The following is a 24110-nucleotide window of genomic DNA, read 5'->3' as shown; positions in this document are numbered from 1 at the left end:
GGTGTGGGGTATCTGCCGGGCTGCTGGTTGTGTGTGGCTGGTCGCGCCCATGCGGCGGAGCCGCAAACCGATACAGCCCCGCGCCCCTAACGGCATTCACTCACCCTGTGCTGAATTGTCCCCTTGTTTGGTGCCGTTCTTGGCCGGCGGCCTCAGCCTTCCCGTAACATCCTCCGGCGGCAAGAACCGTGACCACCGCTCCGGGAACTCCGACGGCATGTCCGGGTCGTCGGGGTCGGTATCCCGGGCCGCGGCCGCTCGGGCGACGTACTCGGCGACCTGTGCCTCGCGCAGGCGTTCGTTGGCGGCGCGGGCCGCGGCCGTGGCGGCGGCCGGCCAGACCCGGTCGATGGCGGCGTTGACGGCGGCCCCGACGAGGACGGCGAAGGCGGAGACGCCGATCCACAGCAGGACGGCGACGGGTGCGGCCAGGGAGCCGTAGATGGTGGGGCCCTCGACGGTGTTGGTGAGGTAGATGCGCAGCAGGAAGCTGCCGAGCACCCACATGCCGAGGGCGACCAGGGCGCCGGGCACGTCCTCGATCCACGGGGAGCGGACGGGGACGGACACGTGGTACAGCGTCGTGAGGAAGGCGATGGACAGCACGATGACGACGGGCCAGTAGAGCACCTGTACGACGGTCGTCGACCACGGCACGATGTTCACCACCGCGTCCGGTCCCGCCACCATCAGCGGCAGCGCGATCGAGCCGATCAGCAGGGCCACGAGGAAGAGCAGGAAGGCCATCAGGCGGGTCTTCACGATGCCCCGGACGCCGTCGAGGCCGTACATCACGGTGATGGTGTCTATGAAGACGTTCACCGCGCGCGAGCCGGACCACAGGGCGAACAGGAAGCCGATGGAGATGACGTCGGGCCGGCCGCCCTTCATCACGTCGTGCAGGATCGGCTGGGCGATCTGTGTCACGCCCTTGTCGGACAGGACCGTGCGCGAGGCCTCCAGGATGTTGGTCTCCAGGCTCGCGATGGTGTCGGCGCCGGTCCAGTCGTCGACGTAGCCGAGCAGTCCGATCATGCTGAGCAGCAGGGGCGGCACGGACAGCAGCGTGAAGAACGCGGCCTCGGCCGCGAGGCCCAGGATGCGGTACTCGATGCAGGAGTTGACGGTGTCCTTGAGCAGCAGCCAGGCGGTCCTGCGCTTCGAGACGTTCCGGTAGAGGGCACGCGCCCGATGGAGGCGGCCGGAGGATGGTTGAGGGGATTCACTTGCTGGCTGCACGACCCAACGGTATCCGTCGTGCCTGGCCGCGCTCATCTCCCGGTGCCTGTTCCCCGAGAAGGCGTCCACTCGCCCGCGTGTAAATCGAACCATTTTTCTGTCATGTCCGCGTTGGCCGAAATGTTCGGCAGCGGGAAACGGAACCGGCGCCAGCGCATTACACCGGTATTTCGGTGAGTTCCCCGGTCGCGCGGAAAGCGGAACGGTGCGTCGAGATGATCGATTCGTCGTGCGCCGTCGGAAAAGCGTCAATGACTGAAACGCCCTTGAACCGTTCATGAACGTGCCGAAAGAATTTGAGCCGTATACGTTGTGCTCCACTCTGCTCCACTCCTTTCTCGCGGGCATCATTTTCTCCTCTTGTTCTTTTTTCTCTCATTTCATGTTCGACGCACCAGGAACACCATCAAGGAGCGCCCGTGGGGGGAAATCACGGCGCCGGCACCGAAAGCGTTCTCGCCGAGGTGCTGGCCGGTGTCGTACGCAGGGAACACATACCGGTCGACAGCCACTTCTTCGACGACCTCGGCGCCAACTCGCTGGTGATGGCCCATTTCTGCGCCCGGGTCAGAAAACGCCCCGACCTGCCGTCGGTGTCCATGAAGGACGTCTACGGCCATCCGACGATCCGCCGACTGGCGGCGGCGCTCGCCGAGACGCCGGCCGGCGGCGCCACGGTGGCGGTCGCGGCGGAACGTCCCGAGCCGGGCAGCACGGCGCGTTACGTCCTGTGCGGGACGCTGCAGTTCACCGTCTTCGCCGTCTACTGCCTGCTCGCCGGGACGGTCACCGCCCGGGGGTACGCATGGGTGTCCGCGGGGGACGGTGTGGCCGGGGTCTACTCGCGCTCCGTGGTCTTCGGCGGTGCGTTGTTCATCGGCGCGTGCGTCCTGCCGGTGGGGGCGAAGTGGGTGCTCGTCGGGCGCTGGAGGAAGGCGGAGTTCCCGGTCTGGAGCCTGGCGTACGTCCGCTTCTGGACCGTCAAGGCGCTGCTGCACGCCAGCCCGATGGTCCTGTTCGTCGGCAACCCGCTGTACGTGCTGTATCTGCGGGCGCTGGGCGCGCGGATCGGCGGGGGCGTCACGATCCTCTCCCGCTCGGTGCCGGTCTGCACCGACCTGCTGACCGTCGGCGCGGGCACGGTGATCCGCAAGGACTGCCACTTCCTCTGCTACCAGGCGCTGGCCGGCCGGATCCGCACCGGCCCCGTGACCCTCGGCAGCGGGGTCCACGTCGGCGAGCAGACCGTCCTCGACATCGGCACGTCGATGGGCGACGGCGCCCAGCTCGGCCACTCCTCCGCCCTGTACGGCGGCCTCGCGGTCCCGGCCGGCCAGCGGTGGCACGGCTCCCCCGCCCAGCCCACGGACGTCGACTACGTCCGGGTCCCTCCGGTGCCCTGCTCGACCGCCCGCCGGGCCGCCTACGCCCTGGCCGCCCTGCTCCAGACGCTCCTGCTGTACATCCCGCTCGCCGTCGGCGGCGCCCACCTGCTGCTCACGCTCGTGCCCGCGCTCGGCACGGCCTCCCGGGAGGTGTCCTCGGCCCGCTTCCTCACCGAGGCGCTCGTCCTGTCCCTCGCCGTGTTCGCGGCCTACGTCGTCCTCGGCCTCGCCGCGGTGACCCTGGTCCCGCGCCTGCTGACACCGTTCCTGCGCCCCGGCCGGGTCTATCCGCTCTACGGCTTCCACTACTCGGTGCAGCGCGCGATCGCCCGCCTGACCAACATCCGCTTCTTCAAGTGGCTGTGCGGTGACAGCTCGTACATCGTCCCCTACCTGCGGGCCCTCGGCTACGACCTCTCGCGGGTCGAGCAGACCGGCTCCAACTTCGGCACGGAGGTGCGGCACGAGACGCCGTACCTGGTCACCGTGGGAAGCGGCACGATGGTCGCCGACGGGCTGTCGATCGTCAACGCCGACTTCTCCGGTACGTCCTTCCGCGTCTCACGCGCCGTGATCGGGCCGCGCAACTTCCTGGGCAACCACATCGCCTATCCCGCGGGCGGCCGCACCGGCGACAACTGTCTGCTGGCGACCAAGGTGATGGTCCCGCTCGACGGCGAGCTCCGGGAGAACGTGGGCCTGCTCGGCTCGCCCTGCTTCGAGATCCCGCGCTCCGTGGAGCGCGACAGCCGCTTCGACCACCTCCGCGAGGGCGACGAGCTGCGCCGCCGCCTGGCCGCGAAGAACCGCTACAACCTGCGCTCGATGGGGTTGTTCCTGTTCGTACGGTGGCTGCACTGGTTCGCCCTCACGGTCCTCGGCCTCGCCGCCGTCGATCTCTACGGCGGCGAAGGCACCGTCGGCGGCCTGCTGATCGGCGCCGCGCTGATCGTGGGCCTGGTGTTCACCCTCGGCTACTACGTCCTGGTGGAGCGGCTGATCGGACGCTTCCGTCCGCTGCGTCCGCAGCTGTGCTCGATCTACGAGCGGGACTTCTGGCTGCACGAGCGGCTGTGGAAGGTGCCCGACCGGCACATCGTCGCGCTCAACGGGACGCCGTTCAAGAACGTGGTCTGGCGGCTGCTGGGCGTGCGGCTCGGCCGGCGGGTCTTCGACGACGGCTGCGTCATCACCGAGCGCACGCTCACCGCGATCGGCGACGACTGCACGCTGGCCGCCCACACCAAGGTGCAGGCCCACTCCCAGGAGGACGGCACCTTCAAGTCCGAGCACATCACGATCGGCGCCGGCTGCACGCTCCAGGTCGGCGCGCTGGTGCACTACGGCGTCGCGATGGGGGACGGCGCCGTCCTCGCCCCCGACTCCTTCCTGATGAAGGGCGAGGAGATGCCGCCGGGGGCGCTCTGGGGCGGGAATCCGGCGGTCGCGCCGCGGCACGCCTGAAGGGGGAACACAGTCATGGAGACCATTCCGCGCTGGACGCTGCATCCGGTACCGGGTGTGGCGGAGTACGAAGTGCCGCTGCCGGAGGGTACGGGGGCGGGGCCCGCCGCCCTGTCGGCTGCCCACAGCAAGGTCCTCGCCGCGCTGTCCGGCGAGGACATGTCCGCCGAGGACAACACCGGGCTGCATGTGAGCGTCACCGGCCGCACGCTGCGGCTGCGGTACCGCACCGACGTCCTGGACGCCGAGGCCGCCGCCCGCATCGCGGGCTATCACCTGACCGCCCTCGCCGACCCGGAGCGACGGAGTCTGGTGTCCGAGGCCGAACTACGGTTCCAGATAGACGGGTTGGCCGGTCCGCATCGCGAACTGCCCGACCGCCGGGTCCACGAGTTGTTCGAGGGGCGGGCGGCGGCCGATCCGGATGCCGTGGCCGCCGTACAGGGTGAGCGGCAGTGGACGTACGGCGAGCTCAACGCCCGGGCCAACCGGTTGGGGCGGGCCCTGCTGGCACGCGGGCTGCGCCCTGAGGGTGTCGTCGCCGTGGTGATGGAGCGGAACCTGGACTGGATGGCGGCCGTGCTGGCCGTGCTCAAGGCGGGCGGGGTGTATCTGCCGGTCGAGCCGCACTTTCCGGTCGGGCGCATCGCGGCGACGCTGGACCGGGCGGGCTGCGAGCTGATCCTGACCGAGCGCGGCAGTGCCGCCGCGCTACGGTCGCCGGCAACGAGCCGGACGGCCCTGTTCGTGGACGCGGCCTACGCCGAGGGACATCCGGACGCCAATCTCGGCGTCCCCGTCTCGGCGGACCAACTCGCCTACATCTACTTCACCTCCGGCTCCACCGGCGAGCCCAAGGGCGCGATGTGCGAACACGCCGGCTTCCTCAACCATGTGCTCGCCAAGCTGGACGACCTCGGGATCGGCGCCGGGGACGTGGTCGCGCAGACCGCGCCGCAGTCCTTCGACATCTCCCTGTGGCAGCTGCTGGCGGCACCGCTGGTCGGCGGGCGGACCCTGCTGGTGGAGCAGGAGACCGTGCTGGACGTGGCCCGGTTCGTGGACACGGTGGAGCGGGGCCGGGTCAACGTGCTCCAGGTCGTGCCGTCGTATCTCGAAGCCGTACTGGCCGAGCTGGCCCGGCAGCCGCGTGAGCTGCCGGATCTGCGCTGTGTGTCCGTGACCGGGGAGGCGGTGAAGAAGGAGCTGGTACAGCGCTGGTTCACCGCCCGGCCCGGGATCCCGCTGGTCAACGCGTACGGGCTGACGGAGACCTGCGACGACACCAACCACGAGGTGATGGACCGGGTGCCGGACGGGGAACGGGTGCCGCTCGGGCGGCCGATCGCCAACGTGCGGGTGTACGTCGTCGACGAGCGGCTGGTGCCCGTGCCGCTGGGGGCGCCCGGCGAGATCGTGTTCTCCGGGGTCTGTGTCGGGCGCGGGTACGTGGGCGATCCCGAGCGGACCGCGGCGGCCTTCGCCGAGGACCCGTACCGGCCCGGCGAGCGGCTGTACCGCAGCGGGGACCACGGGCGCTGGCTGCCCGACGGGAAGCTGGAGTTCCTCGGCCGGCGGGACAGCCAGGTGAAGATCCGGGGCTTCCGGATCGAGATCGGCGAGATCGAGAACGCGCTGCTGCGGGTCCCCGGCGTCCGGGACGGCGCGGTGGTCGTCGTCCGGGGCGCACAGTTGGTGGCGTTCTGCACCGGCCCCGAGCCGGTCGGCGCGGACGGGGTCCGGGAGCGGCTCGGCGCGTCGCTGCCCGCCTACATGATCCCCTCGGTCGTGCACTGGCGTCAGTCGATGCCGCTGACCGCCAACGGCAAGACCGACCGCAGGACCCTCACCGCGCTCGCCGAGGAACTCGACGCGGGCAAGGACGCTCCCGCCACGCCGGGCGAGCGGCGGATGGCGGACGCCTGGGCCGAGGTGCTCGGCATCCCCGCGGACCGGATCGGCCGCCTCGACCACTTCTTCGACCGCGGCGGCACCTCGCTGGCCGCCGTGAAGCTGGCGATCGCCCTGGACCGGGCGATCACCCTCCAGGACGTCACCCACCGTCCGGTCCTCGCGGACCTGGCGGGGCTGCTCGACACGGCTCGACCGCACCACGGCTGAGTTCGACCGTACCGCTGAAAGGAACACCGAGATGTCGTCGTCCTCGTCTCCGACTCTGCTCCCGGATGTCGATCTGGCCCCGGGCCGTCCTCCCCTCCTTCATGCCGATGCCGGTGGCGACCCCGCGGGCTGGGTGGCCGGGCACCGTGCCGCGCTGCGGGCCGTCGTCGCCGGGCACGGCGCGGTCCTGGTCCGCGGGCTCGGCCTGAGTGACCCCGCCTCGACGGAGGCCGTCTTCCGGCGGCTTGCCGACCGTCTGATGCCCGACCGGGAGCCGTTCGCGCCCCGGCGCCGTTACGCGGACGGCGTGTACTCCTCCTCCAAGTGGCCGGCGAACCAGCAGATGTGCGCACACCACGAGCTGAGTTACGCGCTGGAGTTCCCCGGCCTGCTGCTGTTCGCCTGCCTGGAGGCGCCCGCCTCGGGCGGCTCGACCGGACTGGCCGACGCGTCGGCCGTGCTCGACGCGCTGCCCGCCGCACTGGCCGGGCGGTTCGAGCGGGAGGGCTGGCTGCTGACACGGACGTACAACGACGAGATCGGGGCGTCGGTCGCCGAGGCGTTCGGCACCGACGACCGCGATGCCGTCGAGCGCTACTGCCGGACGCATGCCATCGACTTCGCCTGGCAGCCGGACGGCTCGCTGCGCACGTGGCAGCACCGCGGTGCCGTGGTCCGCCATCCGGCGAGCGGCCGCCGTTGCTGGTTCAACCAGATCGCCTTCCTCAACGAGTGGACGATGGAACCCGAGGTCCGCGAGTACCTGGTGGACGTGTTCGGACCCGACGGGCTGCCCTTCAACACCCGTTTCGGGAACGGCGATCCGATCGGCGCGGACGTCGTCCGCGCGATCAACGAGGTGTACGAGGCCCACACCGTGCGGGAACCGTGGCGCTCCGGCGATCTGCTGCTCGTCGACAACGTCCGTACCGCGCACGGCAGGGAGCCCTTCGACGGCCCGCGCGAGGTGCTGGCGGCGCTGGGCGACCCGGTGCGGCTGTCCGAGTGCGGGGTGAGGGCCGCATGAGCACTGTCGGAGCCCCGCCGTTCGCCGTGATCTCCGGCGAGCAGGTGCAACAGGCCCTTCAGGGACGGGAGTCGGAGATCGCCGACCTCGTCGAGGCCGTGTACCGGCTGCACGGTGCCGGTGACTCGGTGAACCCGCCGTCGTATTTCCTGCGCTTCCCGGACCGCCCGTCCTCCCGGATCATCGCGCTGCCCGGGTCGCTGGGCGGACCGCTGCGGGTGGACGGCCTGAAGTGGATCTCCAGCTTTCCCGAGAACACACGGTCGGGGCTGCCGCGGGCGTCGGCGGTGCTGATCCTCAACGACCCCGACACCGGCTATCCGTACGCCTGTCTGGAGGGTTCGGTGATCAGCGCCACCCGTACGGCGTCCTCGGCGGCGCTGGCGGCCGACCGGCTCAGCGCGGGACGGGTCCGGCCGCGGCGGGTCGGTTTCATCGGTACCGGTCTGATCGCCCGCTACATCCACACCCATCTCACCGCCACCGGCTGGGAGTTCGAGGAGACGGGCGTGTACGACCTGGCCGCCGACAGCGCGGCCGGCTTCCGGGGCTATCTGGAACGGTCGGGCGCCAAGGGTCGTATCACCGTGCACTCCACGGCCGAATCCCTCATCCGCTCCTGCGACCTGCTGGTCTTCGCTACGGTCGCCGCCGCGCCGCACGTCCGCGAACTGTCGTGGTTCGCGCACCACCCGCTGGTTCTGCACGTGTCGCTGCGCGACCTCGATCCGAGGATTCTGCTCACGTCCGCCAACTTCGTCGACGACGTCGAGCACTGTCTGAAGGCCGAGACCTCGCCGCACCTGGCCGAACGGCTCACCGGAAGCCGGGCGTTCATCGACGGCACCCTGAACGACGTACTGACCGGGCGGGTCACCGCCCCGGCGGACCGCACGGTGGTGTTCTCGCCCTTCGGGCTGGGGGTGCTCGACCTCGCGGTCGGCAGGTTCGTCCACGACGAGGTGGCCCGGCGAGGCGGGCTGCACGTCGTGGACGGGTTCTTCCACGAGCTGCGCCGGTACGGCTGACCGGCCGTGACGCACAAGGACGCATAAGGGGGGCATCGTGCCCGTCATTTCCGAACCCGCGGAATTCAACGAGGAGGAGCTCTACGTCGACCTGCGGGCCGCGCTGGGGCTGCCGCTGTACCTGAAGTGCGAGGGGTTCAACTTCGCCGGGTCGATCAAGCTGAAGGCCGCGGCCGAGATGGTGGCGGCCGCCGAGCGCGACGGCCTGCTGCGGCCGGGCTCGGTGCTGATCGAGTCCTCGTCCGGGAATCTGGGCGTGGCGCTGAGCGTGATCGCGGCGAGCCGGGGGCACCGGTTCCTGTGCGTGACCGACGCGCGCTGCAATCTGCCGACGATCCGGCTGATGGAGGCGCTCGGCAGCCACGTCCACGTCATCGGCGAGCCGGACGCGCACGGGGGGTTCCTGGGCGCCCGGCTGGCGTACGTGAGCGCGCTGTGCGCCGCCGACGAGCGGTACGTGTGGCTCAACCAGTACACGAACGCCGGCAACTGGCGGGCGCACTACCGCACGACCGCGCCCGCCATCGCGCGCCGCTTCCCGGACCTGGACGTCCTGTTCGTCGGGGCCGGCACGACCGGGACCCTGATGGGCTGCGCCCGCTGGTTCTGGCAGTGGCGGCGCCGGGTGCGGGTGATCGCCGTCGACAGCGTCGGCTCGGTCAGCTTCGGCGGGGCACCGGGCCGCCGGATGATCCCCGGCCTGGGCACGAGCGTGCCGCCGCCGCTGCTCGACGAGTCGTACGTGGACGACGTGGTCCGCGTCGAAGAGCCGGACGCCATCCGCGTCTGCCGCCGGCTGGCGGGGCGGGGCTTCCTGTTCGGCGGCTCCACCGGAACCGTGGTCAGCGGGGCGGATCAGTGGCTGGCCCGGCACTCCCGTCGACGGCACCTCACGGCGGTGGCGATCGCCCCGGACCTCGGCGAGCGCTACCTCGACACGGTGTACCGCGAGGGCTGGCCGGCCGACATCACCGAACCGGAGGCGCCGGCGGCCCTGGCGGGGCTGGCCTGAGGGCTGGGGCCTGTCAGACGGACAGGCCCCAGGGATGGCTGCCGTGTCATGGTGGTGACCTCCGCCGCGTTGGGTAGGTTCACACACATGGCAGGCAGCACCCAGAGCGTGACCAATCAGCCTCCGCCGCTGGTCGGGTACGACGTGTTCACCGCCGACCGTGCTCTGACGGCGGCGGTGGAGCGGCACCTCGATCCGGAGCTGCTCGACGGGGCGCGCGACGAGCTCGCGGCGCTCGGCCGGACCTCGGGCTCCGCGCAGGTGCAGGAGTGGGGGGCGCAGGCGAACGAGCATCCGCCGGAACTGCGCACGCACGACCGGTACGGCCACCGGATCGACGAGGTCGACTTCCATCCCGCCTGGCACCGGCTGCTCGGCAAGGGCGTCTCGGCGGGCCTGACCGCGGCCTGGGCGCGGCCCGGCGGCCATGTGCGGCGGGCGGCCGGGTTCCTGGTGTGGACGCAGGTCGACGCGGGCAACTGCTGCCCCCTGTCGATGACCCACGCGGCGGTGCCCGCCCTGCGCACCGACCCCGGGCTCGCCGCCGAGTGGGAGCCCCGTCTGACGTCCACGGTGTACGACCGTGAGCTGCGGCCCGCGCACCTCAAGGCGGGGGCGCTGTTCGGGATGGGCATGACGGAGAAGCAGGGCGGCAGCGACGTACGCGCCAACACGACGGCCGCCACGCCGCTCGCCGAGGACGGGACGTACGCGCTGACCGGGCACAAGTGGTTCTGCTCGGCGCCGATGTCGGACGGGTTCCTGGTCCTCGCCCAGGCTCCGGAAGGACTGACCTGCTTCCTGGTGCCGCGCGTGCTGGAGGACGGCACCCGTAATGTCTTCATGATCCAGCGGCTCAAGGACAAGCTGGGCAACCGGTCGAACGCCTCCAGCGAGGTCGAGTTCGACGGGACCTGGGCCCGCCGGGTCGGTGAGGAGGGGCGCGGGGTGCGCACCATCATCGAGATGGTGGCGGCGACCCGGCTCGACTGTGTGCTCGGTTCGGCGGGGCTGATGCGGCAGGCCGTCGCGCAGGCGATCCACCACTGCGCCTACCGCGAGGTGTTCGGCGGCAAGCTGGTCGACAAGCCGCTGATGCGCAACGTACTGGCCGATCTGGCCCTCGAATCGGAGGCGGCGACCACGCTCGCGCTCCGCCTCGCCGCGGCCTACGACGACGACGGCGAGCAGGAGCGGGCGCTGCTGCGGATCGCCGTACCGGCCGCCAAGTACTGGGTGACCAAGCGGTGTGCGCCGGTGGCGGTCGAGGCCGCCGAGTGCCTGGGCGGCAACGGGTACGTCGAGGAGTCCGGGCTGCCCCGGCTGGTGCGCGAGTCGCCGCTGAACTCGATCTGGGAGGGTGCCGGCAACGTCCAGGCCCTCGACGTGCTGCGCGGGCTGCAACGCGAACCGCAGGCTTTGAACGCCTATCTCCAGGAGGTCGGCAAGGCACGCGGTGCCGACCACCGTCTCGACGGGGCGATCAAGGACCTGCTGACCGAACTCGCCGACCTTGAGGGCATCGAGGGCCGGGCCCGGCGGCTGGCCGAGCGGCTGGCGCTGGTGCTCCAGGGGTCGCTGCTCGTGCGGTACGCCCCGCCGGAGGTCGCCGACGCGTTCTGCGCCGCGCGCCTGGGCGGCGACGGGGGCGCGGCCTTCGGGACGCTGCCGCACAGCCTGGACCTGGCCTCGGTGGTGGAGCGGGCCCGGCCGGTGGCCTGACCCGCACCCGCGCGGCGGAGGTGGTGCTGCGCCGACACGGCACCACCCCCGCCTGAGGCCCGTTCGAGCCGCGGACGCCGCGCGCGGCGGCGTCGCTCAAGTTTCAAACACGGCGGGGCGGTCCACCAGGGTTGCAGGGGGTTGCAACTTGACGGTGTCTGTGGGCGGACTGTGCCCCTCCGGCTGGGCCCCTTCGGCTGTGTGCCTCCGGCGGCTGTGTGCCTCCGACTGTGTGCCTCCGTCTGGGGCGGAGTGGCGGATTGGGGCGATTTGAGGAATCTCGGGGTGCATCTTCCGCATAATTGCAAGGTCTTCGTCCCCGGCGGCGCCCGACTGCCGTAGCATCCCTGTACGGGCCACCCCACCTGCTTCTCGGTCAACGTACGGATCACCAGGCGCAGTTGGCCCGCCTCGGGAGGTGCAATGAGACATCGCGGCAGACACCGTCGGCGCAAGCGGGGCCAAGCGCTGCGCGCCTTCCTGGCCGGGACCGCCCTCGCGCTGACCGCCGCCGCCACCATGATCAGCGCCTCCCAGGCCACGGTGGACGCCCCCGGGAAACTGAAGTCCCTCGCCGACACCGACGCGCTGCGGCTGACGGAGCACCAGGTGCCGCAGCGCACGCTGGACCGGCTCGCCTCCTCGATGGGCAGGCCTGTCGGGGTCGGCGCGGTCCTCGCCGGCGCCGACCGCACCCTGCGTGACGCGTCCGGCTGCACGACCGCCGAGCGGGAGGCGCTGCCCGTCGAGCCCGCCGCCACGCGCGCCTACTGTTGGGACGCGGCCGACACCCGCTCCTGGCGGCCCGGCGCGGTCACCACCTCCGGGGACGCCGACGACGACGGCGTCTGGGGCGAGAACCGTGTGATCCTCTCCGGCTGGACCCAGGACACGGACACGACCGGCCGCGGCCTGGCCCGAGTCGCCTTCGTCGACGCGAACGACCCGGACCGCCTCGACTACAGCTGGGTGCTCCTCGCCGTGCCGGTGGACGGCGGCCGCGACTACCGGGCGCTCGACTCCCAGCTCTCCGGCATGGTCTGGTATCAGGACAAACTGCTGGTCACCACGGACGACGGCGACGGCGACGTGCTGTACGTCTACGACATGAACCGGATCCAGCGCGCCACCGTCGACAGCTCCGCGGTCGGCCGGGTGCGCGGCGGCTGGTCGGCGCACGGCTCCCGGTACGTGCTGCCCGCCGTCGGCTCGTACCGGCTGGCCGGCAGTGATGCCGCCGTACGCCCCGCGAGCATCGCCCTCGACCGCAGCACGGCACCGGACAGCCTGGTCGCTAGCGAGCGGACGCCCGAGGACGGCGACCGGGCCGCCCGCCTGTGGCGCTACTCCCTCAGCTCGGCCCCGGACCGTGCCGGACTGCTGGCCACGGACGCGACCGGGCAGGCGAGGGCCGTCGAGGCGTACGAGACGAAGGCGGCGGGCAGCGGGGGCGTGCTGTCGTACGACTCCGAGTGGTACGTGAGCCGGGCCGCCGGCGAACCGGACGGGCGGGGCACGCTGTGGCGGCCGGACGGGGACGGCGGGCGGGCCACCGAGTGCGGCACCGACGAGACGAACCGCTGCTGGAGCGCTGGGACCGAGTCCCTCTCCTACTGGGAGGCGACCGGCGAGGTCTGGTCCCAGTCGGGACAGATGCTGTTCGCGCTGCCGCTGGCCTCGATCGACAGATCACTGGGATAGATGATTCCCTGACCACCATGGCCAACATCCCCGTGACCACCTGGTCCCTGGAGCAGACCGCCCCGACCGACCTCCTGCCGGCCGCCACGCCGGAGGGGGACGTGCGGATCGTCCGCTCCGAGGTGCCCTCGCCCGAGTTCAGCCGCTTCCTGTACGCGTCCGTCGGCGGGGACATCAACTGGATCGACCGGCTGGGCTGGACTTACGTGCGGTGGCAGGAGCACCTGGACCGGCCCGGCGTGGAGACGTGGGTGGCCTACGACCGGGGGACGCCCGCGGGGTACGTGGAGCTGGACCCGCAGGACGACGGGGTCGTGGAGGTCGTCTACTTCGGGCTGATCCCGGCCTTCCGCGGGCGGCGGATCGGCGGGCACCTGCTGTCGTACGGCGCCGCCCGTGCCTGGGACCTCGCGGACCGCTGGCCGAGCCGGACGCCGACCAAGCGGGTGTGGCTGCATACATGCAGCCTGGACGGCGAGCACGCGATGGACAACTATCTGCGCCGTGGCTTCAAGCTCTTCGACACCAAGGTCGAGGAGGAGCCGCAGGTCACCGCGCCGGGACCCTGGCCTGGGGCGTATCCCGCCTGACCTGCGCGGATACGGCGGCGACCGCGGGGTGTGACCGACAACACCCCTGTCTCACTTCTTGGGACCAGTGTGTCCACATGGCGGACAAAGCTGGACTGTGTCCAGATCGCCGTGACACGCTTCCGTCATGTCTGGAACTGGAATTGCCTTGGTGAGTCGGCGGCACGTCGACCTCGGCCGCATGTCCAGCGCCATCTGTCCGGCAAGCTGACCCTGCCCATAGTGGCCTCCGGCCACGGGCCCAGCCCTGCCCGACAATTCCTGACTCCCCCTCTCATCCTGCGCAAAGACGCGCCCTTATTGCCCATGCGCCCGTATGCGCAGGTCAGAGCCGCTTTCCCGCCTGTCCCGAAGGACGTATCAACCATGGCCGCCAACCCGCAGAAGCCTGCCGCCGCGACTCCCCGCCGCAAGGTGAGCCGTCACCGCGGTGAAGGCCAGTGGGCCGCGGGGCACTTCACCCCGCTGAACGGCAACGAGCAGTTCAAGAAGGACGACGACGGTCTCAATGTGCGGACACGCATTGAGACGATCTACTCCAAGCGCGGCTTCGACTCCATCGACCCGAACGACCTGCGCGGCCGGATGCGCTGGTGGGGTCTGTACACCCAGCGCAAGCCCGGGATCGACGGCGGCAAGACCGCGATCCTGGAGCCGGAGGAGCTGGACGACGAGTACTTCATGCTGCGGGTCCGCATCGACGGCGGCCGGCTCACCACGCGGCAGCTGCGTGTGATCGGCGAGATCTCGCAGGAGTTCGCGCGCGGCACCGCCGACATCACCGACCGGCAGAACGTGCAGTACCACTGGATCCGGATCGAGGACGTGCCCGAGATCTGGAACCGGCTCGAGGCGGTCGGCCTGTCCACCACCGAGGCCTGCGGTGACACGCCCCGCGTCGTCCTCGGCTCGCCCGTCGCCGGGATCGCCGCGGACGAGATCATCGACGGCACCCCGGCCATCGAGGCGATCCAGCGCCGGATCATCGGCAACAAGGCCTTCTCGAACCTGCCCCGCAAGTTCAAGTCCGCGATCTCCGGCTCGCCGCTCCTCGACGTGGCGCACGAGATCAACGACATCGCCTTCGTCGGCGTGAACCACCCCGAGCACGGCCCCGGCTTCGACCTGTGGGTCGGCGGCGGCCTGTCCACCAACCCGAAGATCGGCGTCCGGCTCGGCGCCTGGGTGCCGCTGGACGAGGTCCCGGACGTCTACGAGGGCGTCATCTCGATCTTCCGCGACTACGGCTACCGGCGGCTGCGCACCCGCGCCCGCCTGAAGTTCCTGGTCGCCGACTGGGGCTCGGAGAAGTTCCGGCAGGTCCTGGAGGACGAGTACCTCAAGCGCAAGCTGGTCGACGGCCCGGCCCCGGCCCAGCCCGTGGAGCGCTGGCGCGACCACGTCGGCGTGCACCGGCAGAAGGACGGCCGCTTCTACGTCGGTTTCGCCCCCCGCGTCGGCCGCGTCGACGGCGCCACTCTCACGAAGATCGCGGAGCTCGCCGAGGCGCACGGCTCGGGCCGGGTCCGTACCACCGTCGAGCAGAAGATGATCGTGCTCGACGTCGAGGAGGCGCAGGTCCAGTCGCTGGTCGAGGCGCTGGAGGCGCTCGACCTGACTGCCAAGCCCTCCCCGTTCCGGCGCGGCACGATGGCCTGCACCGGCATCGAGTACTGCAAGCTGGCCATCGTCGAGACCAAGGCGCGCGGCGCCTCCCTGATCGACGAGCTGGAGCGCCGTATCCCGGACTTCGACGAGCCGATCACCATCAACCTCAACGGCTGCCCGAACGCCTGTGCGCGTATCCAGGTGGCGGACATCGGTCTCAAGGGCCAGCTGGTCCTCGACGACGACGGCAACCAGGTCGAGGGCTACCAGGTGCACCTGGGCGGCGCGCTCGGCCTGGAGGCCGGCTTCGGCCGCAAGGTGCGCGGTCTGAAGGTGACGGCGGAGGAACTGCCCGACTACGTCGAGCGGGTCCTGAAGCGGTTCCAGGCCGAGCGCGAGGACGGCGAGCGGTTCGCGACCTGGGCCGCGCGGGCTTCCGAGGAGGCGTTGTCGTGAGTGAGCGGGCCGCCCCCTTCTACTGCCCCTACTGCGGTGACGAGGACCTCCGTCCGAGCGAAGCCCTGGAAGGCGGCCACGGCGCGTGGGAATGCGCGGCGTGCAACCGCGCATTCCAGTTGAAGTTCCTCGGGCTGCTCGCCCGCGGACTTCGACCCACCGAGGCAGGGGGAGATCAGATATGACCACGGCTCAGGAAGAGCGCACGACGGCGGATCTCAAGGCGCTCGCCGAACAGGCGGGCCGCGACCTGGAGGACGCCACCGCGCTGGAGATCCTCCAGTGGGCGGTCGACACCTTCGGCAAGCAGTTCTGCGTGACCTCCTCGATGGAGGACGCGGTCGTCGCCCACCTGGCGTCCCGCGTGCTGAAGGGCGTCGACGTCGTCTTCCTCGACACCGGCTACCACTTCCCGGAAACCATCGGCACCCGGGACGCGGTCGAGGCCGTGATGCACGTCAACGTCATCACGCTCACCCCGCGCCAGACGGTCGCCGAGCAGGACGCGGAGTACGGCCCCAAGCTGCACGACCGCGACCCCGACCTGTGCTGCGCCATGCGCAAGGTGGAGCCTCTGGAGCGGGGTCTGAAGAACTACCTGGCCTGGGCGACCGGTCTGCGCCGCGACGAGTCCCCGACCCGGGCGAACACCCCGGTCGTCGGCTGGGACGACAAGCGGCAGAAGGTCAAGATCTCCCCGATCGCCCGCTGGACCCAGGACGACGTGGACGCGTACGTCGCCGAACACGGCGTACTGACCAACCCGCTGCTGATGGACGGTTACGCCTCCGTCGGCTGCGCCCCCTGCACCCGCCGCGTCCTGGAGGGCGAGGACGCGCGCGCCGGCCGCTGGGCCGGCCGGGCCAAGACCGAGTGCGGGCTGCACGGATGACGATCCCCGAGACACGTCAGGAGACACACGTGACGACCGGAGCCACCATCTGGCTCACGGGTCTGCCGAGTGCCGGCAAGACCACCATCGCGCACGAGCTGGCCGGCCGGCTCCGTGCGGAGGGCCACCTCGTCGAGGTGCTCGACGGCGACGAGATCCGCGAGTTCATCTCGGCGGGCCTCGGCTTCAGCCGCGAGGACCGGCACACCAACGTGCAGCGCATCGGCTTCGTCGCCGAACTGCTCGCCCGCAACGGCGTCAAGGCGCTCGTCCCGGTGATCGCGCCCTACGCGGACAGCCGCGAGGCCGTCCGCAAGCGCCACCAGGAGAGCGGGGCCGCCTACGTGGAGGTGCACGTGGCGACTCCCGTCGAGGTGTGCTCCGTACGCGATGTGAAGGGGCTGTACGCCAAGCAGGCCGCGGGCGAACTGTCCGGGCTGACCGGGGTCGACGACCCGTACGAGGAGCCCGAGTCGCCCGACCTGCGGATCGAGTCGCAGCACCAGACCGTGCAGGAGTCCGCCGCGGCGGTCCACTCGCTGCTCACCGAAAGGGGACTGGCATGACGACGACCGTTGCCACTGTCGAGGAGGGCACGGATTCTCCGTACGCCCTCTCGCACCTCGACGCGCTGGAGTCCGAGGCCGTGCACATCTTCCGCGAGGTGGCGGGTGAGTTCGAGCGGCCGGTGATTCTCTTCTCCGGCGGCAAGGACTCCATCGTCATGCTGCACCTGGCGCTGAAGGCCTTCGCCCCCGCGCCGATCCCCTTCTCGCTGCTGCACGTGGACACCGGGCACAACTTCCCCGAGGTCCTCGAGTACCGCGACCGCACGGTCGAGAAGCACGGGCTGCGCCTCCATGTGGCCTCGGTACAGGACTACATCGACCGCGGTGTGCTGCGCGAACGGCCCGACGGGACTCGTAACCCGCTGCAGACGCTGCCGCTCACCGAGAAGATCCAGAGCGAGAAGTTCGACGCTGTGTTCGGCGGCGGACGGCGGGACGAGGAGAAGGCCCGCGCCAAGGAGCGGGTGTTCTCGCTGCGGGACGAGTTCTCGCAGTGGGACCCCCGTCGTCAGCGGCCCGAGCTGTGGAACCTGTACAACGGCCGGCACGCGCCCGGCGAGCACGTCCGCGTCTTCCCGCTGTCCAACTGGACCGAACTGGACGTCTGGCAGTACATCGCCCGAGAGGGCATCGAGCTGCCGGAGATCTACTTCGCCCATGAGCGCGAGGTGTTCCAGCGGGCCGGCATGTGGCTGACCGCCGGTGAGTGGGGCGGGCCGAAGGACGGCGAGACCGTCGAGAAGCGGCTCGTCCGCTACCGCACGGTCGGCGACATGTCCTGCACAGGTGCGGTCGACTCCGACGCCACCACGCTGGAGGCCGTGATCACGGAGATCGCCGCCTCCCGGCTGACCGAGCGGGGCGCGACGCGCGCCGACGACAAGCTCTCCGAGGCCGCGATGGAAGACCGCAAGCGCGAGGGGTACTTCTAGACATGAGCACGCTCACGACCGAGGAACTCTCGGCCACCACCCTGCTGCGGTTCGCCACCGCCGGCTCCGTCGACGACGGCAAGTCCACGCTCGTCGGACGCCTGCTGCACGACTCCAAGTCGATCCTCACCGACCAGCTGGAGGCCGTCGAACGCGCCTCCGCGAGCCGCGGTCAGGAAGGTCCCGACCTCGCACTCCTTACGGACGGTCTGCGGGCCGAGCGGGAGCAGGGCATCACGATCGATGTCGCCTACCGCTACTTCGCGACCCCGCGCAGGCGGTTCATCCTCGCCGACACCCCCGGCCATGTGCAGTACACCCGCAACATGGTCACCGGTGCCTCCACCGCCGAGCTGACGGTGATCCTGATCGACGCCCGCAACGGCGTCGTCGAGCAGACCCGCCGGCACGCCGCCCTCGCCGCGCTGCTGCGGGTGCCGCACGTGGTCCTCGCCGTGAACAAGATGGACCTGGTCGACTACCAGGAGTCCGTGTTCGCCGCGATCGCCGAGGAGTTCACGGCGTACGCGCTCGAGCTGGGCGTCCCGGAGGTCACCGCGATCCCGATCTCGGCGCTGGCCGGCGACAACGTCGTGGAGCCGTCCGCGAACATGGACTGGTACGGCGGTCCGACCGTCCTTGAGCACCTGGAGACGGTCCCGGTCGCCCACGACCTGAGCCACTGCCACGCCCGCCTTCCCGTGCAGTACGTGATCCGGCCGCAGACCGCCGAGCACCCGGACTACCGCGGGTACGCGGGCCAGATCGCGGCGGGTTCCTTCCACGTCGGCGAGCAGATCACGGTCCTGCCGTCCGGCCGGTCGACGAAGATCTCCGGCATCGACCTCCTCGGCAAGCCGGTCGACGTCGCCTGGACCACGCAGTCGGTCACCCTCCTGCTTCAGGACGACATCGACATCTCGCGCGGCGACCTGATCGTGCCCAGCAAGGACGCGCCGCCGACCACCCAGGACATCGAGGCGACCGTCTGCCACGTGGCCGACGCGCCGCTGACCGTCGGCCACCGGGTGCTGCTCAAGCACGGCACCCGCACGGTCAAGGCGATCGTGAAGGACATCCCGTCCCGGCTCACGCTCGCCGACCTGTCCCTGCACCCGCACCCGGGGCAGCTCGTCGCCAACGACATCGGCCGGGTGAAGATCCGTACCGCCGAGCCACTGCCGGTCGACTCCTACGCCGACTCCCGGCGCACCGGTTCGTTCATCCTGATCGACCCGAACGACGGCACCACGCTCACCGCCGGCATGGTCGGCGAGTCGTTCGCCTCTCCGGAGCCCGTCAAGGACGCGGCCGAGGACGACGGGTGGGACTTCTGAGCATGAACTCCACCGACTACTACTCCACCTTCGCGAAGGAGGGCGGCCGCGTCGGCAGCGGTGCTCTCGGCAGCGGGCAGGGCGGGGTGGCGCGATGTGTGCGCTGACGTACGCGCACCGCTCGCGCGCCCGCACCCCCCACCGCCGTAGACGAAAACCTGCCGAGTTCCCGGCCACGACCTGAGAGACCGTGACCGCCGGGCCAACGAGAGGAACACCTCCCGTGCCTGCCAACCGATCCGCCCTCCTGCGCCGCGGGATAATCGCCGTCGCCACGCTCCCTCTGCTCGCCCTCGCCGCCTGCGGCTACGGCTCCCAGGCCAAGGACGACGGCGCCGCCAAGGTCGCCGCCGGGGCGAAGAAGATCGACGGTCTCGACTCCGTCAAGATCGGCTACTTCGGCAACCTGACCCACGCGACCGCGCTGGTCGGAATGCAGAAGGGCTTCTTCCAGAAGGAGCTGGGGGCCACCAAGGTCGACCCCGCGATCTTCAACGCCGGCCCCTCCGAGATCGAGGCGCTCAACTCCGGTTCCCTCGACATCGGCTGGATCGGCCCCTCCCCGGCGATCAACGGTTACACCAAGTCGGACGGCAAGAACCTGCGCATCATCGGCGGTTCGGCGTCCGGCGGGGTGAAGCTCGTGGTCAACCCTGAAAAGATCAAGTCCCTGAAGGACGTCAAGGGCAAGAAGATCGCCACCCCGCAGCTGGGCAACACGCAGGACGTGGCGTTCCTCAACTGGATCGCGGACCAGGGCTGGAAGGTCGACGCGCAGAGCGGCAAGGGCGATGTCACGGTCGTCCGCAGTGACAACAAGGTCACTCCGGACGCCTTCAAGGCCGGTTCCGTCGACGGTGCCTGGGTGCCGGAACCGACCGCGTCGAAGCTGGTCGCCGAGGGCGGCAAGGTGCTGCTGGACGAGGCGACGCTGTGGCCGGACAAGAAGTTCGTGATCACGAACATCATCGTGCGGCAGGGCTTCCTCAAGGAGCACCCGAAGGCCGTCGAGGCCGTGCTGAAGGCCTCCGTCGAGACGAACAAGTGGATCAACGCCCACCCGGACGAGGCGAAGGCGTCGGCGAACAGGCAGTTGGAGCTCGAGTCGGGCAAGGCCCTGCCGGCGGACGTCCTGGACCCGGCATGGAAGTCGATCCAGTTCACCGACGATCCACTGGCCTCCACCCTCAACACCGAGGCGGAGCACGCGGTCAAGGCCGGCCTGCTGGAGAAGCCCGACCTGAAGGGCATCTACGACCTCACGCTGCTCAACAAGGTCCTCAAGGCCGAGGGCGCAAGCCCGGTCGACGACGCCGGTCTCGGCGTCAGCTGATCGAACGACCCCGATGAGTCCCCAGGAGGTGACGACCATGGCCACGACCCTCGCCAAGGCCGCCGACGGTACCGAGACGGCCGAGTACGCCGCCCGCATCGAGCACGTCTCGAAGTCGTTCGCGGGCCCCGCCGGGCAGCAGCTCGTGCTGGACGACATCACCCTCGATGTCGCGCCCGGCGAGTTCGTCACCCTCCTGGGGGCCTCGGGCTGCGGCAAGTCCACGCTGCTGAACCTGGTGGCGGGGCTCGACGAGCCCAGCGCGGGTGGCATCACGACGGACGGGCGTCCGGCGCTGATGTTCCAGGAGCACGCCCTCTTCCCGTGGCTGACCGCGGGCAAGAACATCGAACTCGCCCTGCGCCTGCGGGGAGTTCCGAAGAACTTGCGGCGCGACCAGGCCGAGGAGCTGCTCGAGCTCGTCCGGCTGAAGGGCGCGTACGGCAAGCGGGTGCACGAGCTGTCGGGCGGTATGCGCCAGCGTGTCGCGCTGGCCCGGGCGCTCGCGCAGGAGTCCAAGCTGCTGCTGATGGACGAGCCGTTCGCGGCGCTGGACGCCATCACGCGGGATGTGCTGCACGACGAGATCACCCGGATCTGGGCGGAGACCGGGGTCTCCGTCCTCTTCGTCACGCACAACGTGCGCGAGGCGGTACGGCTCGCGCAGCGGGTCGTCCTGCTGTCCTCCCGGCCGGGCCGGATCGCGCGCGAGTGGACCGTGGACATTGCGCAGCCGCGCCGCATCGAGGACGCCCCCGTCGCGGAGCTGTCCATCGAGATCACCGAAGTACTGCGTGGGGAGATCCGCCGCCATGGCCAGCACTGAGCCGAAGACCGCCGAGGCCAAGGCCCGGGGCAACGCCCAGGGGAATTACGGGCTGGACGGCCTGGAGGCGGGTCTGGACGCCCTGGAGGTCTCGGTCACCGGCCGTACGCCCTTCCGGCAGACCTTCGTCAACAAGATCCTGCCGCCGATCATCGCGATCGCCGTGGTCCTCGTGGGCTGGCAGATCACCTACCACGTCGTCGACGATCCGACCAAGATGGCCTCACCGGGCGACGTGTGGAACGTCGTGCACCAGGCGTGGCTGCAGGGCGAGCTGCTCGGCTACATCTGGACCAGCGTCTCGCGCGGTCTGCTGGGCTTCCTGTTCGCGCTGGTCATCGGCACCCCGCTGGGTCTGCTGGTGGCCCGGGTGAAGTTCGTGCGCGCGGCCATCGGCCCGATCCTGTCCGGCCTGCAGTCGCTGCCGTCGGTGGCCTGGGTGCCGCCGGCCGTGCTCTGGCTGGGCCTGAACAACTCGATGATGTACGCGGTGATCCTGCTCGGCGCCGTGCCGTCCATCGCCAACGGTCTGGTGTCCGGCGTCGACCAGGTGTCGCCGCTGTTCCTGCGGGCGGGCCGCACGATGGGTGCGACGGGTCTGAAGGGCACCTGGTTCATCACGCTGCCGGCCGCGCTGCCCGGTTATGTGGCCGGTCTGAAGCAGGGCTGGGCGTTCTCCTGGCGGTCGCTGATGGCGGCCGAGATCATCGCGTCCTTCCCCGACCTCGGCGTGGGCCTCGGGCAGCTGCTGGAGAACGGCCGCAACGCCAGCGACATGGCCATGGTGTTCGAGGCCATCCTGCTCATCCTGTTCGTCGGTATCGCCATCGACCTGCTGATCTTCAGCCCGCTGGAGCGGTGGGTGCTGCGCAGCCGCGGTCTGCTGGTGAAGAGCTGAAGTCCCATGTATCGGAAGCCGGTTCGTCCCGTCCTCGTGGTGGTCGCCCACGGCAGCCGTGATCCGCGGCATGCCGCGACCGTGCACGCCCTGGTGCGTCGCGTACGGTCGCTGCGGCCGGGCGTGCGGGTGGAGACCGGCTTCCTGGACTTCAACGTCCCTTCCGTGCAGGGCGTGCTGGAGTCCCTGGCGGCGGAGGGTGTGCGGGACGTCGTAGCTCTGCCGCTGTTGCTGACGCGCGCCTTCCACGCGAAGGCGGACATCCCCGCCGTTCTGCGGGACGCGCCGCCGCGGCTGCGGATCCGGCAGGCGGAGGTGCTCGGCCCGTCGCCGCTGCTGCTGACCGCTCTCGAGCGGCGGTTGTACGAGGCGGGGTTGACGCCCGCCGACAAGTCCTCGACCGGGGTCGTGCTGGCCTCGGCGGGGTCCACCGACCCGGAGGCGATCGCAGTGATCGCTGAAATCGCGCGGGAGTGGCGGCACACCGGTTGGTGCGCCGTGCGGCCTGCGTTCGCCTCCGCATCTCTTCCCCGCACTCAGGACGCGGTACGGGAGCTTCGGGCCCTTGGCTGTGCGAAGGTCGCGGTCGCGCCGTACGTCCTCGCGCCGGGCTTTCTTCCCGACCGCATCGCGCGGGGCGCCGCCGAGGCGGACGTGCTGGCCGAGGTGCTCGGTCCGGCGACGGAGGTGGCGCGGGTGCTGCTGGAGCGGTACGACGCGGCGCGGATGCCGCTGGCGGCCGCGGCCAGCGCCTGACGTGCGGTCTTCCTGACCGGTCCGACCTGCTCGGATTCCGTGGAAGTCGCCTCCTCCCGGCCGGAGATCTGCTGGGATGGTCCCTCGAGGAATCGGTCGGAGAGAGCGGACGAGTCAAGTGACCCTCGCCCAGCTGCACTACACCTCGGCTCCGCCCGGGCCCGAGGGGTCGGGCTTCCGGTTCACCGCGGTCAGCGCGGGCGTTCCGCAGGGGCTGCTGCGGGAGGCGGAACAGCTAATCGGGTACGAGCCGCCGCGCGACTTCCCGACCCGGCCCGACGCCGAACAGCTCAAGAGCTTCCCCACGGCCCTCAGTTTCAGCGAACTCACCGACGGAGGGCGGCTGCTGAGCCGCAGCGTGTACACCGGAGCCGACCACAGCGGGCGCTGGGGCAACTTCCACGCGCACGCCGTCCATCTACCGCCCGGGACGCGGCTCCCGGACGGCGCGCTGCCCATCACCGCGTGGGAGTCGCCGCGTTGGGCCGACGCCACTCCCCCGGGCGGCCGGCCCGAGCCGGTCGACCGCTTCGAACCGTCCGGCCTGTTCCGCAAGGAGGGGCTGGTCGCGTTCGCGGCGTCCCGGGCCGACCGGCTCGCGGCCTTCTTCGCCGATCTGCGGGCGCTCGCGACGGACCCGGACGCCGGCCGGCTCGTGATCGTGGAGCACGACAGTGCCGACGTGGCCCAGTGGATCGCGCTCGCCTGCACGGTGCTGCCCCGCGAACAGGCGCACCGGCTGACCTTCACCACGTACACGCGGCGCCCTCAGCAGGCCCGCCAGCGGATCATCGGCGCGCTGCCGTCGTCGGAGTCGGTCGCCCACGACCACCGCTTCCGGGTGCACGACTGCACCGGCAGCCCGCCGTCCGAGCCGGTCACCGACGCCTGGGCCGAGGTGTGCGCCCGGATCTGGTGTGCCGGGCGGCCGGAGCTGTTCCGCGACGCCGAGGACCTCGGCCCTCTCGCCGTGGCCGCCCTCACCTCGGGCATCGCCCTGCGCACCGACGCCCGCGCGGTCGCCGCACGCTGGGCGGCCGACCACGCCGGCACACTGCCCGATGCGACGCTGGGCGCGCTGGTGGAGGGGTTGTGTGCGGAGGGTGTCGCGGGCGTACGGCATCACGGTGCCGTCCCGTACCCGGGCTCGGTGGCGCGGGCCCCGTCGGCTGCGGCCGTCGATAGCCCCGCTGCCCCTCCTCCCCCTCCGCCCG

21 protein-coding genes are annotated in these 24110 nt (G+C 70.8%); 20 read left to right on the top strand and 1 reads right to left on the bottom strand.

From position 1 onward, the window contains the following. Positions 1–96 precede the first annotated feature (96 nt). Positions 97–1239 carry a YihY/virulence factor BrkB family protein gene (locus CLM62_RS04365; protein ID WP_095748582.1) on the bottom strand — a complete coding sequence of 381 codons (1143 nt, stop codon included), beginning with the start codon at positions 1237–1239 and terminating at the stop codon, positions 97–99. 419 nt (positions 1240–1658) lie between these two features. Between CLM62_RS04365 and CLM62_RS04360 the strand changes: the two genes are divergently transcribed. From CLM62_RS04360 to CLM62_RS04265, 20 genes are all read left to right on the top strand, one after another. Further along, the gene (locus CLM62_RS04360) at positions 1659–4088 is read left to right on the top strand and encodes a Pls/PosA family non-ribosomal peptide synthetase (RefSeq protein ID WP_095748532.1); all 2430 of its coding nucleotides are present in this window, start codon (positions 1659–1661) and stop codon (positions 4086–4088) included. A gap of 15 nt (positions 4089–4103) precedes the next feature. Continuing rightward, positions 4104–6209: a non-ribosomal peptide synthetase gene (locus CLM62_RS04355; protein WP_095748531.1), complete on the top strand. Its 2106-nt coding sequence runs from the start codon at positions 4104–4106 to the stop codon at positions 6207–6209. Positions 6210–6240: 31 nt separating this feature from the next. Continuing rightward, entirely contained in the window at positions 6241–7236 is a 996-nt protein-coding gene (locus tag CLM62_RS04350; RefSeq protein ID WP_095748530.1) for a TauD/TfdA family dioxygenase, read from the top strand. Next, complete coding sequence (gene sbnB, locus CLM62_RS04345; protein WP_095748529.1) at positions 7233–8264, top strand: 2,3-diaminopropionate biosynthesis protein SbnB; 1032 nt, start codon at positions 7233–7235, stop codon at positions 8262–8264. The genes CLM62_RS04350 and sbnB overlap by 4 nt, the downstream gene beginning before the upstream one ends. Before the next feature lie 37 nt (positions 8265–8301). Beyond that, a complete protein-coding gene (gene sbnA / locus CLM62_RS04340; protein WP_095748528.1) occupies positions 8302–9276 on the top strand; it encodes a 2,3-diaminopropionate biosynthesis protein SbnA in 975 nt (324 codons plus the stop codon). A gap of 87 nt (positions 9277–9363) precedes the next feature. After that, entirely contained in the window at positions 9364–10998 is a 1635-nt protein-coding gene (locus tag CLM62_RS04335; protein ID WP_095748581.1) for an acyl-CoA dehydrogenase family protein, read from the top strand. A gap of 423 nt (positions 10999–11421) precedes the next feature. Next, a complete protein-coding gene (locus tag CLM62_RS04330) occupies positions 11422–12699 on the top strand; it encodes a hypothetical protein (protein ID WP_095748527.1) in 1278 nt (425 codons plus the stop codon). 17 nt (positions 12700–12716) lie between these two features. Next, entirely contained in the window at positions 12717–13289 is a 573-nt protein-coding gene (locus tag CLM62_RS04325) for a GNAT family N-acetyltransferase (protein ID WP_095748526.1), read from the top strand. Between the two features lie 127 nt (positions 13290–13416). Then, positions 13417–13500 (top strand): putative leader peptide, encoded by an 84-nt coding sequence (locus CLM62_RS52910; RefSeq protein WP_309486338.1) that lies wholly within the window; start codon positions 13417–13419, stop codon positions 13498–13500. A 155-nt stretch (positions 13501–13655) separates the two neighbouring features. Continuing rightward, positions 13656–15353, top strand: a complete 1698-nt coding sequence (locus tag CLM62_RS04320) for a nitrite/sulfite reductase (RefSeq protein ID WP_095748525.1) — start codon at positions 13656–13658, stop codon at positions 15351–15353. Then, positions 15350–15538, top strand: coding sequence for a hypothetical protein (locus tag CLM62_RS04315; protein ID WP_095748524.1), 189 nt, complete (start codon positions 15350–15352; stop codon positions 15536–15538). Before CLM62_RS04320 ends, CLM62_RS04315 begins: the two co-directional genes overlap by 4 nt. Next, positions 15535–16245 (top strand): phosphoadenylyl-sulfate reductase, encoded by a 711-nt coding sequence (locus tag CLM62_RS04310; RefSeq protein WP_095748523.1) that lies wholly within the window; start codon positions 15535–15537, stop codon positions 16243–16245. Before CLM62_RS04315 ends, CLM62_RS04310 begins: the two co-directional genes overlap by 4 nt. Before the next feature lie 29 nt (positions 16246–16274). After that, the gene (gene cysC, locus CLM62_RS04305; protein ID WP_373559105.1) at positions 16275–16811 is read left to right on the top strand and encodes an adenylyl-sulfate kinase; all 537 of its coding nucleotides are present in this window, start codon (positions 16275–16277) and stop codon (positions 16809–16811) included. After that, on the top strand, positions 16808–17746 hold the full coding sequence (gene cysD / locus CLM62_RS04300) for a sulfate adenylyltransferase subunit CysD (protein ID WP_095748521.1): 939 nt from the start codon (positions 16808–16810) through the stop codon (positions 17744–17746). The genes cysC and cysD overlap by 4 nt, the downstream gene beginning before the upstream one ends. A 2-nt stretch (positions 17747–17748) precedes the next feature. Beyond that, on the top strand, positions 17749–19083 hold the full coding sequence (locus CLM62_RS04295) for a sulfate adenylyltransferase subunit 1 (protein WP_095748520.1): 1335 nt from the start codon (positions 17749–17751) through the stop codon (positions 19081–19083). 223 nt (positions 19084–19306) lie between these two features. Continuing rightward, positions 19307–20416 (top strand): aliphatic sulfonate ABC transporter substrate-binding protein, encoded by a 1110-nt coding sequence (locus CLM62_RS04285; RefSeq protein WP_095748519.1) that lies wholly within the window; start codon positions 19307–19309, stop codon positions 20414–20416. A gap of 13 nt (positions 20417–20429) precedes the next feature. After that, the gene (locus tag CLM62_RS04280) at positions 20430–21242 is read left to right on the top strand and encodes an ABC transporter ATP-binding protein (protein ID WP_095748518.1); all 813 of its coding nucleotides are present in this window, start codon (positions 20430–20432) and stop codon (positions 21240–21242) included. Next, entirely contained in the window at positions 21229–22140 is a 912-nt protein-coding gene (locus CLM62_RS04275; protein ID WP_095748517.1) for an ABC transporter permease, read from the top strand. The genes CLM62_RS04280 and CLM62_RS04275 overlap by 14 nt, the downstream gene beginning before the upstream one ends. 6 nt (positions 22141–22146) lie before the next feature. Continuing rightward, a complete protein-coding gene (locus CLM62_RS04270) occupies positions 22147–22896 on the top strand; it encodes a sirohydrochlorin chelatase (RefSeq protein WP_095748516.1) in 750 nt (249 codons plus the stop codon). A 118-nt stretch (positions 22897–23014) separates the two neighbouring features. Continuing rightward, positions 23015–24110 (top strand): GTPase-associated protein 1-related protein (locus CLM62_RS04265; RefSeq protein ID WP_257003664.1); only part of this gene is annotated, 1096 nt, incomplete at its 3' end.

Source organism: Streptomyces sp. SA15, assembly GCF_002291145.1.
Classification (GTDB): Bacteria; Actinomycetota; Actinomycetes; order Streptomycetales; family Streptomycetaceae; genus Streptomyces.
Note: the sequence above shows the minus strand (reverse complement) of the source record. Positions and strands in the feature narration are given on the sequence as shown.

What these genes read in the sequence shown, in the direction of transcription:
- CLM62_RS04355 (WP_095748531.1), top strand. Translation starts at nt 4,104, where the DNA reads ATGGAGACCATTCCGCGCTGGACGCTGCATCCGGTACCGGGTGTGGCG.
- CLM62_RS04350 (WP_095748530.1), top strand. Translation starts at nt 6,241, where the DNA reads ATGTCGTCGTCCTCGTCTCCGACTCTGCTCCCGGATGTCGATCTGGCC.
- sbnB (WP_095748529.1), top strand. Translation starts at nt 7,233, where the DNA reads ATGAGCACTGTCGGAGCCCCGCCGTTCGCCGTGATCTCCGGCGAGCAG.
- CLM62_RS04335 (WP_095748581.1), top strand. Translation starts at nt 9,364, where the DNA reads ATGGCAGGCAGCACCCAGAGCGTGACCAATCAGCCTCCGCCGCTGGTC.
- CLM62_RS04330 (WP_095748527.1), top strand. Translation starts at nt 11,422, where the DNA reads ATGAGACATCGCGGCAGACACCGTCGGCGCAAGCGGGGCCAAGCGCTG.
- CLM62_RS04325 (WP_095748526.1), top strand. Translation starts at nt 12,717, where the DNA reads ATGGCCAACATCCCCGTGACCACCTGGTCCCTGGAGCAGACCGCCCCG.
- CLM62_RS52910 (WP_309486338.1), top strand. Translation starts at nt 13,417, where the DNA reads ATGTCTGGAACTGGAATTGCCTTGGTGAGTCGGCGGCACGTCGACCTC.
- CLM62_RS04320 (WP_095748525.1), top strand. Translation starts at nt 13,656, where the DNA reads ATGGCCGCCAACCCGCAGAAGCCTGCCGCCGCGACTCCCCGCCGCAAG.
- CLM62_RS04310 (WP_095748523.1), top strand. Translation starts at nt 15,535, where the DNA reads ATGACCACGGCTCAGGAAGAGCGCACGACGGCGGATCTCAAGGCGCTC.
- cysD (WP_095748521.1), top strand. Translation starts at nt 16,808, where the DNA reads ATGACGACGACCGTTGCCACTGTCGAGGAGGGCACGGATTCTCCGTAC.
- CLM62_RS04295 (WP_095748520.1), top strand. Translation starts at nt 17,749, where the DNA reads ATGAGCACGCTCACGACCGAGGAACTCTCGGCCACCACCCTGCTGCGG.
- CLM62_RS04280 (WP_095748518.1), top strand. Translation starts at nt 20,430, where the DNA reads ATGAGTCCCCAGGAGGTGACGACCATGGCCACGACCCTCGCCAAGGCC.
- CLM62_RS04275 (WP_095748517.1), top strand. Translation starts at nt 21,229, where the DNA reads ATGGCCAGCACTGAGCCGAAGACCGCCGAGGCCAAGGCCCGGGGCAAC.
- CLM62_RS04270 (WP_095748516.1), top strand. Translation starts at nt 22,147, where the DNA reads ATGTATCGGAAGCCGGTTCGTCCCGTCCTCGTGGTGGTCGCCCACGGC.